At 68.1% G+C, this 16,701-nt stretch carries 15 protein-coding genes; 12 read left to right on the top strand and 3 right to left on the bottom strand.

Annotated features, from left to right (window positions below; translation table 11 throughout):
- Positions 1 to 143: 143 nt before the first annotated feature.
- The 12 genes from ACN4F8_RS15815 (at position 144) to ACN4F8_RS15760 (ending at position 13,361) form a co-directional block, all read left to right on the top strand.
- Positions 144 to 605, top strand: coding sequence for a prepilin-type N-terminal cleavage/methylation domain-containing protein (locus tag ACN4F8_RS15815; RefSeq protein WP_419474433.1), 462 nt, complete (start codon positions 144 to 146; stop codon positions 603 to 605).
- Positions 602 to 970, top strand: a complete 369-nt coding sequence (gene gspI, locus ACN4F8_RS15810; protein WP_419474432.1) for a type II secretion system minor pseudopilin GspI — start codon at positions 602 to 604, stop codon at positions 968 to 970. The genes ACN4F8_RS15815 and gspI overlap by 4 nt, the downstream gene beginning before the upstream one ends.
- Before the next feature lie 4 nt (positions 971 to 974).
- A complete protein-coding gene (locus ACN4F8_RS15805; protein ID WP_419474431.1) occupies positions 975 to 1,655 on the top strand; it encodes a PulJ/GspJ family protein in 681 nt (226 codons plus the stop codon).
- A gap of 245 nt (positions 1,656 to 1,900) precedes the next feature.
- Positions 1,901 to 2,875 (top strand): type II secretion system minor pseudopilin GspK, encoded by a 975-nt coding sequence (gene gspK, locus ACN4F8_RS15800; protein WP_419474430.1) that lies wholly within the window; start codon positions 1,901 to 1,903, stop codon positions 2,873 to 2,875.
- Positions 2,876 to 2,977: 102 nt separating this feature from the next.
- A complete protein-coding gene (gspL, locus tag ACN4F8_RS15795; RefSeq protein WP_419474429.1) occupies positions 2,978 to 4,291 on the top strand; it encodes a type II secretion system protein GspL in 1,314 nt (437 codons plus the stop codon).
- A 5-nt stretch (positions 4,292 to 4,296) separates the two neighbouring features.
- Entirely contained in the window at positions 4,297 to 4,842 is a 546-nt protein-coding gene (gene gspM / locus ACN4F8_RS15790; RefSeq protein WP_419474428.1) for a type II secretion system protein GspM, read from the top strand.
- 3 nt (positions 4,843 to 4,845) lie between these two features.
- Positions 4,846 to 5,640 carry a type II secretion system protein N gene (gene gspN, locus ACN4F8_RS15785; protein WP_419474427.1) on the top strand — a complete coding sequence of 265 codons (795 nt, stop codon included), beginning with the start codon at positions 4,846 to 4,848 and terminating at the stop codon, positions 5,638 to 5,640.
- Positions 5,641 to 5,683: 43 nt separating this feature from the next.
- Positions 5,684 to 7,831 (top strand): type II secretion system secretin GspD, encoded by a 2,148-nt coding sequence (gene gspD / locus ACN4F8_RS15780; protein ID WP_419474426.1) that lies wholly within the window; start codon positions 5,684 to 5,686, stop codon positions 7,829 to 7,831.
- Between the two features lie 10 nt (positions 7,832 to 7,841).
- Complete coding sequence (gene gspE / locus ACN4F8_RS15775) at positions 7,842 to 9,284, top strand: type II secretion system ATPase GspE (protein WP_419474425.1); 1,443 nt, start codon at positions 7,842 to 7,844, stop codon at positions 9,282 to 9,284.
- Positions 9,285 to 9,296: 12 nt separating this feature from the next.
- On the top strand, positions 9,297 to 10,526 hold the full coding sequence (gene gspF / locus ACN4F8_RS15770) for a type II secretion system inner membrane protein GspF (RefSeq protein ID WP_419474424.1): 1,230 nt from the start codon (positions 9,297 to 9,299) through the stop codon (positions 10,524 to 10,526).
- Between the two features lie 138 nt (positions 10,527 to 10,664).
- Positions 10,665 to 11,561 (top strand): 5'-nucleotidase, encoded by an 897-nt coding sequence (locus ACN4F8_RS15765; protein ID WP_419474423.1) that lies wholly within the window; start codon positions 10,665 to 10,667, stop codon positions 11,559 to 11,561.
- Between the two features lie 12 nt (positions 11,562 to 11,573).
- Positions 11,574 to 13,361 carry an ABC transporter ATP-binding protein/permease gene (locus ACN4F8_RS15760; protein ID WP_419474422.1) on the top strand — a complete coding sequence of 596 codons (1,788 nt, stop codon included), beginning with the start codon at positions 11,574 to 11,576 and terminating at the stop codon, positions 13,359 to 13,361.
- On the opposite strand, the gene ACN4F8_RS15755 is transcribed toward ACN4F8_RS15760, so the two are convergent.
- The 3 genes from ACN4F8_RS15755 to ACN4F8_RS15745 all read right to left on the bottom strand — a co-directional run bounded on the left by ACN4F8_RS15755 (position 13,325) and on the right by ACN4F8_RS15745 (position 16,698).
- Positions 13,325 to 14,518 (bottom strand): ATP-binding protein, encoded by a 1,194-nt coding sequence (locus ACN4F8_RS15755; protein WP_419474421.1) that lies wholly within the window; start codon positions 14,516 to 14,518, stop codon positions 13,325 to 13,327. The genes ACN4F8_RS15760 and ACN4F8_RS15755 overlap by 37 nt on opposite strands.
- 102 nt (positions 14,519 to 14,620) lie before the next feature.
- The gene (gene queC / locus ACN4F8_RS15750) at positions 14,621 to 15,355 is read right to left on the bottom strand and encodes a 7-cyano-7-deazaguanine synthase QueC (RefSeq protein WP_419474420.1); all 735 of its coding nucleotides are present in this window, start codon (positions 15,353 to 15,355) and stop codon (positions 14,621 to 14,623) included.
- A gap of 101 nt (positions 15,356 to 15,456) precedes the next feature.
- Entirely contained in the window at positions 15,457 to 16,698 is a 1,242-nt protein-coding gene (locus ACN4F8_RS15745; RefSeq protein WP_419474419.1) for an HDOD domain-containing protein, read from the bottom strand.
- Positions 16,699 to 16,701 lie beyond the last annotated feature (3 nt).

Below are 16,701 nucleotides of genomic sequence, written 5' to 3'. Positions count from 1 at the left end.
GGCAGTTGGCAGTGAACACCTTGCCCCCACGCTCCGCCGCTGCGCGGGTCGCTGCCCCCCGAGGGGGCTGTTTCGCCTTGGGGCGGCCCGGCGGCGAAACTTTGCCCCCACGCTGCGCCGCTGCGCGGGTCGCCTGACAAACCATGCGACGCGACCAAGGCTTCACCCTGATCGAACTGATGGTGGTGGTGACCCTGGTGGCGCTGGCCACCGCCGGGGTGACGCTGGCGTTGCGCGATGATGGCTCGACGCGGCTGGAGCGTGAGGCGCTGCGGCTGTCGGCGTTGATCGAATCGGCCCGCGTGCAATCGCGCACCAGCGGTCTGCCGGTGGTGTGGCGCAGCCTGCCGCAGGGGTTCGAGTTTGTGGGTTTGCCTGCGCTGCGCAGTGGCGCGTCTTCGCAGCTCAGCCTGAGCGGACCACGCCCCTGGCTCAGTCCCGACACCGTGGCCCAGGTGACCCTGCCGCCGGGGGCACTGAGTCTGGTGCTGGGACCGGAGCCCCTCATTGCCGCGCAGCGCCTGGTGCTCCAGCAGGGTGATTTGCGCCTCACGCTGGCCACCGATGGCCTCTCACCGTTTGTCGTGGTGTCTGAGACGCCATGAAAGTGCAGCGCGGCTTCACGCTCATCGAGGTGCTGGTGGCGCTCGCGGTGATCGCCATCACCCTGGCTGCCGGGCTGCAGGCCACCGGCGCGCTCACGCGGGCGGCGCAGCGGCAAAGCAATCAGTGGCTGGCCCAGATCTGCGCCGAAAACGAGCTCACGCGGCTGCGGCTGCTGCGCCAGTTGCCCGGCACCGGCGATAGCCAGGTAGCTTGCGCGCAAGCCGGCCGGCAAATGCTGGTGCAGGTGTCGGTGCTGCCCACACCCAACCCCAATTTCCGGCGCATCGACGCGACGGTGCAAGGCGATGTGGATGGCAACACGGTGCGTCTGCTGTCCCTCTCCACCATCCTGGGTCGGTACTGAAAACATGCGCCGCAGCCAAGGCTTCACCCTCGTCGAGCTGCTGGTTGCGATCGCAGTGATGTCGATGCTGGCTCTGCTGAGCTGGCGCGCCATCGACGGCATGACGCGCACACAAACGCTCACGCAGGAACGCTCCGACGGTTTGCTGCGGCTGCAGTCGGCATTGGGGCAATGGATCGCCGACCTCGACGCGGTGCTCGACACCGGCGAGGTGACACCGGTGGACTTCAACGGGCAGACGCTGCGCATCACCCGGCGCGACAGCGCAGAGACGGGTCTGGACAGCCCGGGTGTTCGGGTGGTGGCGTGGGCACTTCGTCCCACGGCTGCGGGCGGGCAATGGTCGCGCTGGCAATCGGGGCCGCTGCGCCAGCGCGATGAGCTGGCCCGCGCCTGGCAGCGCGCAGCCGACTGGGGGCGCGGCGCTTCGGGCACAGCCCTTGCCGGGGCTGACAGTTCACTGGCCGTGATCGGTGTCGATCGGTGGCAGCTCTTCTTTCACCGCGGCGAGACCTGGGGCAACCCCCTGTCATCGGTGGGCACCGAAGCCGCCGGCGGCAACACGCCAGCCTCGAACAGCATGCCCAACGGCGTGCGGCTGCAGCTCACCCTGACCGGCACTCAGGGCTTGAGCGGTGATCTCCTGCGCGACTGGGCTCGCCCCACCCTGGAGGCTGGCCGGTGAACTTGCCCCCACGCTCCGCCGCTGCGCGGGTCGCTGCCCCCCGAGGGGGCTGTTTCACCTTGGGGCGGCCCGGCGGCGACACCTTGCCCCCACGCTCCGCCGCTTCGCGGGTCGCTGCCCCCCGAGGGGGCTGTTTCACCTTGGGGCGGCCCGGCGGTGAAACTTTGCCCCCACGCTCCGCCGCTTCGCGGGTCGCTGCCCCCCGAGGGGGCTGTTTCACCTTGGGGCGGCCCGGCGGTGAAACCTTGCCCCCACGCTGCAGACAGCGCGGTGCGGCGCTGCTGCTGGCCATGCTCACCGTGACGCTGGTGGCCACGCTGGCCTCGGCGGCGCTGTGGCAGCAGTGGCGATCCACTGAAATCGAACAGGCCGAGCGCCAGCGGGTGCAGGCGGGCTGGATCCTCACCGGCGCGCTCGACTGGGCACGCCTCATCCTGCGCGAGGACGCGCGCGGCAACCAGAGCAGCGGCAACGCCGACCACCTCGGCGAGCCCTGGGCGCTGCCCCTGGAGGAGGCGCGCCTCTCCAGCTTTCTGGCAGCCGACCAGAGCAACAACACCGACGGCACCCTGCAGGCCTTTCTCTCCGGTGAACTGATCGACATGCAGTCGCGGCTGAACTTCAACAACCTGGTGCGCAGCACCGGTGGTGGAGCGGCGACCCAGGTGGAGACAGTAGAAGCGGATCGGCTGGCGTTCGCCCGGCTCTTCGAGCAGCTCGGTCTGCCGGCGAGCGAGCTCACCGTCGCTGCCGAGGCGCTGCGCAACACCACCCAGCTGGCGCTCACCGACCCCCTGCCCTCGCCCACGTCGCTGGTGCCGAACAAACTGTCCCAACTGGGCTGGCTGGGCATCAGCCGCACCAGCCTGGCGGCGCTGGAGCCGCACGTCACCGTATTGCCCGAGCGCTCCGCGCTCAACCTCAACACCGCCAGCGCAGAGGCCATCTTTGCCAGCGTGCCCGAGCTGGACCTGGCCCAGGCCCGACAGGTGGTGGCCGCGCGGGAACGCAATCCGTTCAAGACACTGGCCGATGTGGTGGCTGCCGTGCCCGCCACCGCCGGCAAGCTGGGCGATCAGGCCCACAGCACCCGCAGCCGCTACTTCGAAGTGCGCGGGCGCCTGCGGCTGGAGAACGCCGTGATTGAAGAGCGCTCCCTGGTGGTGCGCAACGATCTGGACGTGCGCGTGACATGGCGCGAGCGCCTCACCCGACCCTGATGTCCCTGCCGGCCGCATCGGTCTTCTGATGCATGTCCGGTTGTCACACTCGCTCTTTAGAATGGTTTGCTCCGTGGCGTCCGCCACCCCGGCCGAACCCTTGTGCTGATCGTCACCCCTTCGGACTTTTCCGCTGCCAGCCCCGCACCTGCGTCGGCCCTGCTCGACTGGGCCTTGTCGGCCAATGGCCAGCAGATCACCGACACCGGCCAGTGTGGTGCTTCGCTGTTGCCGCGCGATGACGACGTGGTGCTGGTGCTGCCGCCGCGCGCGGTGTCGTGGCACAGCGTTGCCCTGCCCAAGGTCGCCGCCAACCGGCTGCGCGCCGCCCTCGATGGCCTGCTGGAAGACCGCGTGCTCGCCGACGTGAACGAACTCCATTTCGCGCTGGAGCCCGGCGGCAGATCGGGCCAGACGGTGTGGGTCGCCGCCTGCCACAGGGGACGGCTTGGCGCCTGGCTGCAACTGCTGGAGGCGGCAGGCCGCCCGGTGTCGCGCATCGTGCCCGCGCTGTGGCCCCTCCGTGGCCAAGCCGCACTGGCGCCTCCCGGCGCTGAGCGCAGCACCGTACCCGATGTGCCCAGCCCCATTCACTGGGCGCACGGCGAGAGCGGGCAAGCCTGGCTGGCCAGCGCCAGCGCATTCGGCGTGAGCTGCACACCGCTGGTGGCCGGTGGCAACAGCGCCAGTGTGGTGAAAACCTTGATGCCACCACCAGCACACCTGGCGGGCCAGCAGCCGGGAAACCTGCCCGGTGACGCCGTCGAACACGGCATCTGGCTGGCAGACCCCGGCGTAGCGGCCCTCGCGGAGCAGGTGCTGGACCAACGATTTGAACTCGTGGCCTTGCCGCAGTGGCTGTTGCGCTGTGCCCAGTCCGAATGGAATCTGGCGCAGTTCGATCTCAGCCTGTCGTCGGGCGCGCGGCGTGGGCAACGCTGGCGCCGCGCGCTGCAGCAGGGGCTGAGTGCTCCCCAGTGGCGCCCAGCGCGCCGGGGTCTGGCCGCGCTGGTGGCGGTGCACCTGGTGGGACTCAACACCGCCGCCTGGCACGAGCGCAGTGCACTCGCGGCCAAGCAGCAAGCGGTGCGCCAGACGCTGCAGCAAACCTTTCCACAGGTCACGCTGGTGCTGGACGTGCCGGTTCAGATGCAGCGCGAACTCGCGCGCCTGCAGCAGGCCAGCGGGTCCTTGTCGTCGGGCGATCTGGAAACGCTGCTGGGCGCGATCGATCAGGCCTCTGGCGGCGAGAGCCTCACGCCGACCACCATCGCCTTCACCCCGGGAGACGGGCGCTTGTCGGGCTGGGGCGCCACCGACGAACAGATGCGTGCGCTGCAGCAGGCGCTGGAGCGCAGCGGCTGGCGCGTGCGCCTCGATGGCAGCGAGCTCACCCTCAAACCACCGGCACCCTGAACCCCATGACCACCCGCACGCGCACTGCGTCTCCCCTGCCGCTGCTCTCCCGCTTCACAGCACCGCTGTCGGCCGCGCTGGGTCGCCTCTCGCCGCGCGAACGCCGCGCCGTGCTGAGCGCCGCCTGGGTGCTGGGCCTGGGTCTGGTGTGGTGGCTGGCGGTGGCACCGGCCCTCACCACGCTGCGTGAGGCCCCCGAGCACCACGCCCGGCTGGATGCCCAACTCCTGCAGATGCAACGCATGGCGGCCACCGCCGCCGCGCTGCGGGCAGACACCAACACCCAGCCCCCGGGCAGGGACGCGGTGCAGCGCGCGCTTCAAGCGGCCACCGCTTCGCTGGGCGGCGCCGCCCAGCTCGCGGTGCAAGGCGACCGTGCCACCGCCACCCTGCGCGGCGCGGCACCTGAAGCCCTGGCGCAGTGGTTGACGCAGGTTCGCATCAATGCCCGGCTGCTGCCGCTGGAAACGCAGATCACGCGCGACCCCTCCTCCGGCCACTGGAGCGGCACCGTGGTGCTCTCCGGTCCGGGCCTGGCCGGGGGCGGCTGAGCCATGAACCCGCGCTGGCCCTCACGCATGGCCTGGCTGGGCGCGCTGCTCGGCCTGGCCATGGCGGTGCTGCTGTTCGCACCCGCGCGCTGGCTGGCGCAGGCCGTCACCTCGGCCACGGCGGGCCAGGTTCAGCTGGTCAATGCGCGCGGCACGGTGTGGCACGGTCAGGCCGATCTGCTGCTCACCGGGGGCGAGGGCAGCCAGACGCGTGCATCACTGCCGCAAGGTGTGCAGTGGCGCCTGTCGCCCACCTGGCTGGGCGGCAGGCCGGCCATGGCCCTGCAACTCGCTGCGCCGTGCTGCACGCCACAGCCCCTGGCGTTGACACTCAAGCCCCATGGGGGTGGTGCCGAACTGAGCCTGGCCGCTGCGCGCAGCCGCTGGCCTGCCCACCTGCTCACCGGGCTGGGCACCCCCTGGAACACCTTGCGCATGGAAGGCCTCCTGAGCCTGCAGACCGATGGCCTGAGCCTGCGCTGGGCGCACGGTCGCGGCAGCCTGCAAGGTGGGCTGGCGCTGGAAGCGCAAGACCTCGCCTCGCGCCTGTCCACGCTGCGCCCGCTGGGCAGCTACCGCATGGACCTGCGCTCGGACCCCGATGGACGCGACACCTCGCTGTCGTTGCGCACGCTCAACGGGCGCCTGCAGCTGCAGGGTCAAGGTCGGTGGGTGGGCGGGCGCCTGCGCTTCTCCGGCGTGGCAGAAGCCGCACCCGAGAGCGAAGCCGCGCTGGCCAACCTGCTCAACATCATCGGACGCCGGCAAGGCCCGCGTTCGCTGCTCAACATCGGGTGAAATTTTCGATGTTTTCACACCCCCCAACCCTTACGATCGCGCCATGAAACCGAGCACCACCGCCGCCGTCCCCGGCAAGTCCACGACGGCCACGGCACTGGCCGTGCTGCTGGCGCTCGGTATCTGCACCGCCCCGCTGGCGTGGGCGCAGAGTCGCAACAGCGAGCCCGTGACGTTGAATTTCGTGGCGGCCGAGATCGAATCCGTGGCGCGCACCATGGCCACCATCACGGGTCGCAACGTGGTGGTCGATCCGCGCGTGAAAGGCACCATCAACCTGGCCACCGAGCGTCCGGTGTCGCCCACCGTCGCGCTCAACCAGTTCGCGGCGGTGCTGCGCCTGCAGGGCTTCTCCATCGTGGACACCGGGGGTCTGTACAAGATCGTGCCCGAGGCCGACGCCAAGCTGCAGGGCAATGTGGTCAACGCCGGTTCGGTCAATGCGCTGCCCACCTCGAACCAGATCGTCACGCAGATCTTCCGCCTCAACCACGAGTCGGCCAACAACCTCGTGCCGGTGCTGCGCCCCCTGATCGGGCCCAACAACACCATCAACGTGAACCCGGGCAACAACTCGCTGGTGATCACCGACTACGCGGACAACCTGCAGCGCATCGGCCGCATCATCACCTCGCTGGACGTGGCGGGCGCCACCGACGTGGAGGTGATCCCGCTGCAGCACGCGGTGGCGGCCGACCTCGCCGCGCTGGTCTCGCGCCTGATCGACCCGACCGCAACCGGTGGTGGCGCCGGCCAGGCCGACGCTTCCTACAAGACCACCTTGATCGCCGAGCCGCGCAGCAACAGCCTGGTGCTGCGCGCGGCCAACCCCGCGCGGCTGGCACTGGTGCGCTCGCTGGTGGCCAAGCTCGACCAGCCGTCCTCGGCCAGCGTGAGCGGCAACATCCACGTGGTGTACCTGAAGAACGCAGACGCCGTGGCGCTGGCCACCACCCTGCGCGCAGCGCTGGCGGGCGAGTCGTCGGTCGGGGGCGGGGGCAGCGGCCTGGGTGCCGGTGCCCGCGCAACCACTCCCCTGAACGGAGCGGGCACCACCAGCCCCGCCAGCAGCCCGGTGGCGGCCAGCGCCCAGCCGTCCACCGGCGGGCAGATCCAGGCCGACCCGGCCACCAACTCGCTCATCATCACCGCGCCCGAGCCGCAATACCGCCAGTTGCGCGCGGTGATCGACCAGCTCGATTCGCGCCGCGCTCAGGTGTATGTGGAGAGCCTGATCGCCGAGGTCAACGCCGACAAGGCGGCCGAGTTCGGCATCCAGTGGCAGGGCGCGCTGGGCAATTCGGGCGACTCGCTCATCGGCCTGCTGGGCACCAACTTCGGCACCGGCGGACAGAACATCATCGACCTGGCCAGCGGCAACGCCACACCCACGCCCGGCCTCAACGTGGGCGTGGCGCGGCGCACCAACGGCGTGTATGTGCTGGGGTTCCTCGCGCGCTTCCTGCAGCAGAACGGCGAGGGCAACATCCTCTCCACCCCCAACCTGCTCACGCTGGACAACGAGGAAGCCAAGATCGTGATCGGTCAGAACGTGCCGTTTGTCACCGGGCAGTTCACCAACACCGGCAGCAACAACGGATCGGTCAATCCGTTCCAGACCATCGAGCGCAAAGACGTGGGCCTGACGCTGCGCGTGAAGCCGCAGATCAGCGAGAACGGCACCATCAAGATGACCATCTTTCAAGAGGTCAGCAGCGTGCAGGCCTCGTCGGTCAACTCGGCCTCGGGCCTGATCACCAACAAACGTTCGATCGAATCGACCGTGCTGGTGGACGACGGCGCCATCGTGGTGCTGGGCGGCCTGCTGCAGGACGAATTTGCCGCCAACCAGGACAAGGTGCCGGGCCTGGGTGATGTGCCCGTGTTCGGCAACCTCTTCCGCAGCGAAAGCCGCTCGCGGCGCAAGACCAACCTCATGGTCTTCCTGCGGCCGGTGGTGGTGCGCGACGCGCGTGCCACCAGCAGCCTGGCGCTGGACCGCTACGAACTCATGCGCTCGGTGCAGCAGGACTCGCAGCCCAAACCCAGCAGCGTGCTTGGCATCAACGAAGCGCCGGTGATGCCCGCGCCCCTGACGCCCAACAGCATGACGCTCACGCCGCAGGCGCCTTCGCTGGCCAACCCGCAATCGTCCCCACCACGGAACGCACCCGAGGTGCCAGCGCAATGAGGCCCGAGCCGTGAAGTACCCGCTGCCCTACGCCGTTGCGCGCGAGCATCTCTGGCTGATCGAGGACGACGGCGGCTCGCAGACCTTGCTGGGCAGCAGCACGCCCGCGCTGGATACCGCTGCGCAGACCCGCCGCCTCTCGGCGCTGTCCGAAATCCTGCGCCACCACCCGGTGCGGGATCTGCATTGGGAGGAAGGCGAGAGCCTCAAGCAGCGCATCAGCGCGGCGTACGCACAAGGCGAATCGAGTGCCGCAGCGGTGGTGAGCGAGGTGCAGAGCGACGCCGACCTCAGCCGCATGATGCAGGAGCTGCCGGCGATTGAAGACCTGCTGGAAACCGCCGACGACGCGCCCATCATCCGCATGCTCAATGCGCTGCTCACGCAGGCTGCGCGCGACGGCGCCAGCGACATCCACATCGAGCCCTTCGAGCGCACCTCCAGCGTGCGCTTCCGGGTGGATGGCACGCTGCGCGAGGTGGTGCAGCCCAACCGCGCGCTGCACGCCGCACTCATCTCGCGCCTGAAGATCATGGCCGAGCTCGACATCTCCGAGAAACGCCTGCCGCAGGACGGCCGCATCTCGCTGCGCATCGGCACCCGTGCGGTGGACGTGCGCGTCTCCACCCTGCCCAGCGCGCACGGCGAGCGCGCGGTCTTGCGCCTGCTCGACAAGAGCGAGAGCAAGCTCAGCCTGGAGGCCGTGGGCATGCAGGGCGATGTGCTGGCGCGTTTTCGCAAACTCATTGGCCAGCCGCACGGCATCATCCTGGTGACCGGTCCCACCGGCTCGGGCAAGACCACCACGCTCTACGCAGGCCTGCAGCGGCTGGACGCCGGCACGCAGAACATCATGACGGTGGAAGACCCGATCGAATACGAGCTGCCGGGCGTGGGCCAGACGCAGGTGAACGCGCGCATCGACCTCACCTTTGCCAAGGCGTTGCGCGCCATCCTGCGGCAAGACCCCGACGTGATCATGATCGGCGAGATCCGCGACTTTGAAACCGCGCAGATCGCCATCCAGGCCTCGCTCACCGGCCACCTGGTGCTGGCCACGCTGCACACCAACGACGCCCCCAGCGCCGTGACCCGCCTCACCGACATGGGCGTCGAGCCCTTCCTGCTCAGCTCGTCGCTGCTGGGCGTGCTGGCGCAGCGGCTGGTGCGCAAGCTCTGCGTGCACTGCCGCCGCCAGGACGACCGGGGCCTGTGGCACCCGGTGGGTTGCGAGCATTGCAACCACAGCGGCTACAAAGGCCGCACCGGTATCTATGAGCTGATGGTGGCGGACGAACCGATCCGCGCGCTGATCCACAACCGCGCCGCCGAAAGCCAGATCCGCACGGCCGCCGAGGCCGGTGGTTTGCAGTCGATGCGGGCCGACGGTCAGCGGTTGATCGATGCGGGGATCACCTCGCTTGAAGAGGTGATGTCGGTCACGCGCGACTGATCGCGACAAGACATGCCCGCGTACACCTTCGAAGCCCTCGATGCGCAAGGCGCCACACAGCGCGGCCTGATCGATGCCGACACCGCCCGCTCGGCGCGCAGCATGTTGCGGGCACGTGCGCTGGTCCCCCTGCTGGTGGAGCCCGCCACCGGTGGTGGCACCGCCGCCAAGGGCAGCGGACTCAACCTCACGCTGTGGGGCGGGCGCGTGTTCAGCGCCACCACGCTCACGGTGTGGACCCGGCAGATGGCCGGACTGGTGGCGGCGGGTCTGCCGCTGGAGCGGGCCCTCTCCGCCCTGACCGATGAAGCCGAGGACAAACAGCAACGCAACCTCATGGCCTCGTTGCGCTCCGAGGTCAACGCCGGCGCGCCGTTTGCGCAAGCCCTGGCACAGCACCCGCGCGAGTTCACGCCCATCTACACCTCGGTGATCGCCGCCGGTGAACAGAGCGGGCAACTGGGCACGGTGCTGGAGCGCCTGGCCGACGACCTGGAAGCGCGCGAAGCGCTGAAAAACAAGCTCGTCGCCGCCTCGCTCTACCCCGCCATCGTCACGCTGGTGGCCATCGTGATCGTGGTGTTTCTGGTGTCCTACGTGGTGCCGCAGGTGGCCAGCGTGTTTGCCGGCAGCAAGCGCGCCCTGCCCCTGCTCACCGTGATGATGCTGGGCTTGAGCGACGTCGTGCGCAACCACGGCTGGCTGATGCTGCTGGCACTGGCTGCGGGCAGCGGCGCGCTGGTGGTGGCGCGGCGCAACGAGGCGCTGCGCCTGCGCATGGACGCGGCCTGGCTGCGCCTGCCGCTGGTGGGGCGGCTGGCGCGCGGCTTCAACGCCGCCCGCTTTGCCGCCACGCTGGCCATGCTGGCCGGGGCGGGCGTGCCGATCCTGCGGGCCTTGCAGACAGCGGCCGAGACCCTGAACAACCAGGCCATGCGCGCCGACGCGCTGGACGCGCTGGTGCTGGTGCGCGAGGGCGCGCCGCTGGCGTCTGCCCTGGCCAGCAAGAAACGGTTTCCGCCCCTGGTGTCGATGTTTGCCCGCCTGGGCGAACAGACCGGCCAGCTGCCCGCCATGCTGGACCGCGCCGCCGAACAACTGAGTGCCGAGGTGCAGCGCCGGGCGATGCACATGGCCACCATACTGGAGCCCTTGCTCATCGTGGGCATGGGTGTGGTGGTCATGCTGATCGTGCTCGCCGTGCTCATGCCCATCATCCAACTCAACCAACTGGTCACTTGACCCACCCCCGCGCCGCCCCTGCGGGTCGTCACCCCCTCAAGGGGGCAACGCCTGCGGCCTGGCAAAGCCAGTTCCGCGGCGTTTGCTGTACAAGGCACGATGGTCCGCGATGTTTCACATGACTCAGGTAACTTTCCCATGGGTGTAACGCTCGACGGCAAACTCGTGGTTGCCATTTCTTCCCGCGCGCTGTTTGATTTTGAGGAAGAGAACCGGCTCTTTGAAACTGGCGACGACCGCGCCTACATGAAGCTGCAGCTGGAGCGTCTGGACACGCCCGCGCAGCCCGGTGTGGCGTTTTCGCTGGTGCACAAGCTGCTCGCCTTCAACGACGCCGATGCCCAGCGCGTGGAGGTGGTGATCCTCTCGCGCAACGATCCGGTCTCGGGCATGCGGGTGTTCCGCTCGGCGCAGCACTACGGCCTGCCCATCCAGCGCGGCAGCTTCACGCGCGGCCAGCCGCCCTGGCGCTACCTGCGCCCGCTGCGCGCCAACCTGTTCCTCTCGACCCACCTGGCCGACGTGCGCGCCGCGCTTGATGCCGGTGTGCCGGCCGCGCAGGTGTACCCGCACTCGGTGCACGCCAGCGACGCGCACCCGCACGAGGTGCGCATCGCATTCGACGGTGACGCGGTGCTGTTCTCCGACGAGGCCGAGCGCGTCTACCAGGCGCAAGGCCTCTCGGCCTTTCAGGAACACGAGGCCAGCAAAGCCGGCCTGCCGCTGGCCGGTGGCCCGTTCAAACCGCTGCTCGAAGCCCTGCATCGTCTGCAGAGCGAAGGCACGCCGCTCATGCGCGTGCGCACCGCGCTGGTCACCGCGCGCAGCGCACCGGCGCACGAGCGCGCGATCCGCACGCTGATGAACTGGAACATCGAGGTGGACGAAGCCATGTTCCTCGGTGGCCTGCCCAAGGGCGAGTTCCTGCGCGAGTTCGAGCCCGACTTTTTCTTTGACGACCAGACCGGCCACATCGAGTCGGCGTCGCTGCACGTGCCTGCGGGCCACGTGGCCAGCGGCATCTCCAACCCTTGAGCAGGTGACCCGATGACCCTGAGCGAAAAATTCCAGAGCTTGCGCGTGTTCGCACGCAAGGTGGGCCGCCTCACCGTGCCCTATTTCCAGTCGGATGAGAAGTGGAAAGCGCGCGCCCTGCTCGCCGCCATCGTGGTGCTCAACCTGGCCTCGGTCTACATGCTGGTGCTGCTCAACGAGTGGAACCGCGTGTTCTACGACGCGCTGCAAAACAAGGACGCGGCGGTGTTCTGGCGCGAACTCGGCCGCTTCACCTACCTGGCCTTCGGCTTCATCATCATCGCGGTCTACCGCTTCTACCTCACGCAACTGCTGGAGATGCGCTGGCGCGCCTGGATGACCGGCCATTACCTCGACCGATGGCTCTCCAACAAGGCCTTCTACCACTTGGAGCTCGCGCGCTTCGCCCGCGGTGAAGACGCCCCGCCCGACAACCCGGACCAGCGCATCGCCGAGGACATGAACCTCTTCACCAGCTACACGGTGAGCCTGACCATGGGCTTGCTCAACGCGGTGGTCACGCTGGTGAGTTTTGTCGGCATCCTGTGGGCGCTCTCGGGCAGCTTCGCGTTTTCATTCAACGGCGGTGAATACACCATCCCCGGCTTCATGGTGTGGATGGCGGTGCTCTACTGCGCGCTCGGCAGCGTGATCACGCACTACCTCGGCCGCTCGCAGATCGCGCTCAACTTCAAACAGCAACGCTATGAAGCCGACTTCCGCCACCACCTGGTGCGCGTGCGCGAGTACAGCGAATCGATCGCACTCGACCGGGGCGAACCGGTGGAACGCCAGCAACTCGGTGGGCGCTTCGGCGAGGTCATTGGCAACTACCTCAAGCTCATCGGCGCACAGAAACGCCTGACCTGGTTCACCGTGGGTTTTGGCCAGGCCGCCGTGGTGTTCCCCTTCATCGTGGCCGCGCCGCGCTTCTTCAGCGGCGCGATCCAGCTCGGGGAACTGATCCAGATCTCGTCGGCCTTCGGCCGTGTGCAGGACTCGCTCTCCTGGTTCGTCGACAACTACAGCAGCCTGGCCGCCTGGCGCGCCACCACCGACCGCATCACCAGCTTTGAAGAAAGTTTCCAGGCCCTGGAAGCCTCCGAGCACATCGCCGCGCCGCTGCCGAACGCGCAGGACGCGCTGGCGATCGACGACCTGCAACTCGCCCTGCCCGGCGGCGTGGCGCTGCTGGGGGTGCACGGCCTGCAGGTGTCACCCGGCGACACGGTGCTGGTCAAAGGCCCCTCGGGCAGCGGCAAGTCCACGCTGTTCCGCGGCCTCGCGGGTATCTGGCCCTGGGCACAGCGCAGCCTGCGCACACCGGCGGGCTTTGCGAACCAGGTGATGTTTTTGCCGCAGCGGCCCTACTTCCCGCTGGGCTCCTTGAGAGACGCCCTGGCCTACCCCGAACCCGCCGAACGCTACAGCGACGCCCAGTTGCAGCAAGCGCTGACGGATGCCCTGTTGCCCGACCTGGGTACACGCCTGGACGAGCAAGACGCCTGGGGCCAGAAGCTCTCGGGCGGCGAACAACAGCGCCTGGCCATCGCCCGCGCCCTGCTCAAGAAACCGCGCTGGCTGTTCGTGGACGAAGCCACGAGTGCGCTGGACGAAGCGGCCGAAGCCACGGTGTATGCGCGGCTTCAGGCTTTGGTGAAAGAAAGCAACGGCGCGTTGGTGTCCATCGCCCACCGCCCCGGGGTGGCCGGGTTCCACCGGACGCAGTGGACGTTCACGCCGGATGGGGCAGGGGAGGCGCGTTACCGCTTGGCCGTGGGTGCGCCTGCGGCGGCGTGAACCGGGCTTTCGAGCAACAGCGCTGCGCGGTCCAGCCAGACCTTGCGCACGAACGGGTCGGCCACGGTGTAGATGCCGTGACCCGGGCGAGCAATCAGATTGGCCGCGATCATCTTGTCGGCCAGGTTCTGCACTTGCGGAGCTTCAACCGGAACCTGCGTACGCTGCGTGTATTCCGCCAGTGCCTCGGCTCCAAACAAGCCTGAAACACCCTCTTCCTTGCCCACTGCAATGCGCGCAAAGATGGCTTTGCCCAACTCGCCAAATTCGTCGATGGCGCGCAGCTCCACATCAGCGGCGGCCCCAGCCAACGTGGCACAAATGATGGGAAACGCCTGATCCGGCGAGATGGCCGCGGTCTGCAACTGGACGAGGGCTTTGAGCAATTCTTCCGGGCGGTGCCCCATGGTCTGGAAACCTTCCCAGGCCACGTCAACGCTGGGCAATACGACTCCAGGCGTTGTGCCGATGCGGGCAAGCTGCCATTGCACGAAGTCCCGCCCAAGCACCTCGTACGGAGTGGCCAAGGCACCTGTGAACGGCTGCGAGCGACGCGTCGCCATGTCGGTGATGAGCGACTTGTGCGAGCCGGTGCCGAGGAACAAAAAATGCCCAGGCATGCCCGGCTTGGAGTTGACCGCGTCGCGCGCGGCCTTGAGCGCGTGCAACAGACTGTGGCCCTCTTCCGAGCCGGTTGCTTGCTGAACCTCGTCAACGATGAGCACGACATCCAGCCTGGCTTTGGTGACCAGCTCTTCAAAGGCCTGCGCCAAGGTAATACCGCCTTTGGTACCAACGCTCTCCACCTGAAATCCAAAAGAGAACCCCGCTGCACCCAGGTTGAGCCCCTTGAAGCGTTGGAGCAATGCGGAGCCGGGCGTTTTCAGCTGCAAAAGCGTTTCGCGAACGGCTTCGTGCACCAGCATCGCAGGGCTCTTGGTGCGGTCGGCCCAGAGGTCCACATAGATCACCAGCGCACCACGCGCTTCCAGCGCCGGCACCAGATCCTGGCGCAGGAATGTCGTCTTGCCCACCCTGCGGATGCCCGACAAAAAGACACCGGATCGCACATTGGTCTGCAAGGCAGACGGTTTCAGCAGTTGATCGGCCATCAATTCCGCATAGGCCTTGCGGTGAAAAACATCGGTGGTGACCATGCTTTGGGATCCCTCAGTTGAGTTTAGACAATTTTACCGATTTCTGATAATTATCTGAAATCGGTAAAATTGCCCAAACAAGACGGGTCACCCTGAACTGGATCAATCGGGTTGCTCTTCTGAATATCCATCCCACCCCCGCGCCCGCAGCTCACAAGCCGGGCAGCTCCCGCACCCATACCCCCACGCATGCCGGTGCTCGCGGTCACCCAGGTAGCAGGTGTGGGTGTGTTCCACGATCAGGTCCACCAGGGTTGTGCCGCCCAGGGTTTCGGCCAGGCGCCAGGTGGCGGCTTTGTCGATCCACATGAGCGGGGTGTCGATCAGGAAGCGGTGGTCCATGCCGAGGGACAGCGCGACTTGCAGCGCTTTCATGGTGTCGTCGCGGCAGTCGGGGTAGCCTGAAAAGTCGGTTTCGCAGACGCCGGTGACGATGACCTGGATGCCGCGCCGGTAGGCCAGTGCGGCGGCGAGGGTGAGGAAGAGCAGGTTGCGCCCGGGCACGAAGGTGTTGGGCAGGCCGCTTTCTTCCATGCGAAAGGCCATGTCGCGGGTGAGCGAGGTTTCGCTGACCTTGCCGAGCACGGCCAGGTCGAGCATGTGGTCTTCGCCCAGGCGTTCGGCCCAGTGTGGAAAGCGCTCGCGCATCTCGCGCAGCACCACAAGGCGGGCCTGCAGTTCGACGCTGTGGCGTTGGCCGTAGTCGAAGCCCAGGGTTTCCACGCGCGGGAAACGCTCCAGTGCGTGGGCCAGGCAGGTGGTGGAGTCTTGCCCGCCGGAGAACAGCACGAGGGCGCTGGTGTGGTGGGGGGTGTTGTGGGGGGTGGCTGCGATCATGGGTGGGATCGTAGCGCGCGGGCCCTCACCCCGGCCCTCTCCCAGAGGGAGAGGGAGTGAAGCCCGCCCTCCGGAAAGGCGCGCCTGCCAAAGTGCCTCTGCTAGACCAGGCGTTCGGAGCGAACACCCGCGTGATCGCGGCTCGTGGCCAGCATGCGGATCAGCGCGCGGTTGGCTTGTTCCATGCTCACGTCGTTGCGGTCGCACACGGCGCTCAGGCGGTGCAAATGGGCGGGTTCACCTTGGGCACGCGCCACGTCCAGCAGCGGGTGGTAAGGCCCGTCGTGGCGCAGCACGGCGTCATACAGACGGCCCGAGAGCGGCAGCTTGTGCAGCAGCTCGGCGAGCGGTGCGTGCAGCAGTTTGTCGAGGTGGGCGAACAGCGCGGTGGTGTAGACCTCCAGCCGCAGGTTGTCCTCAGAACCGGTGGCCAGCAGGTGCTGGGCGAGACGCGCACGCATGACCATGGCGGCGCGCACGGGTTGCAGGTCGTTGTCGGTTTCGCTGCCGGGTGCTTGCTCGAACAGCCAGCGCCCGAGCTCGCGAAAGCCCAGCATCATGAGTGCATGGCGGAGTGATCCGATTTCGTGGCGGCCGCCGTACGCGGCCGAGTTCACCAGCAGCAGGATGCGGTAGACCAGCACCGGGTCCTGGCGCACGAGCCGCTCCAGGCGTTCGAGCGAGCAGTCGTCGTTGATGGCCTGCAGGATCTGGCGGATCACGCGCGGATCGCACGAGACGGGCTGGTGGCGGTGGGCGAGCAAGACGTCGGCGTCGGGCCAGCCGAGCAGGCCCCAGGCACCTGCGTCGTCGAGCAGATGGCGGGCGAAGGTCTGGGTCTGCACGGCTTCAAACACCTGCGCAGGCGGCAGGCCCTGGGTGCGCTGGTGCAGGCCGGGGGTGTTCTGGGCTTGCAGGATTTCGCTGGCCTCTTGCGGGCTGAGCCGCAGCAGGTTGCGCACATCAAAGCCGGGCGGTTTGCCTTGGCGCAGCGCCTGCAGATCGGTGCGGCGGATCAGGCGGTGCCCGCGCCGGTTGGCGATGGACAGGGTGGACAGGGTTTCGGGTGCGTCGAACGGGGCGGCGGGCACTTCCAGCCAGGTGTTGTGCACGGGTTCACAGGCCAGCGCTTGCTGCAGCAGGCGGGGCGAGTCCACCGAGATGATGAGCACCGGCGCGCTCTCGGGCCAGTCGTCGCCCAGCGCCTGCATGAGGTGGGCGGCGTCCACCGCCGAGGCGTGGATGGGGTGCACGCTCAGGCGCACGGCGGCCAGCTGGCGCTCGCGGTTCCACACCGGCTCGTAGCCCAGTGCCAGGCTGTCCAGAACGGTGTGACTCAACATGGT

This window comes from Hydrogenophaga sp. (assembly GCF_048549895.1).
Lineage (GTDB): Bacteria > Pseudomonadota > Gammaproteobacteria > Burkholderiales > Burkholderiaceae_C > Hydrogenophaga.
The sequence above is the reverse complement of the archived record's forward strand: the minus strand, read 5'-3'. Positions and strand labels throughout refer to the sequence as shown.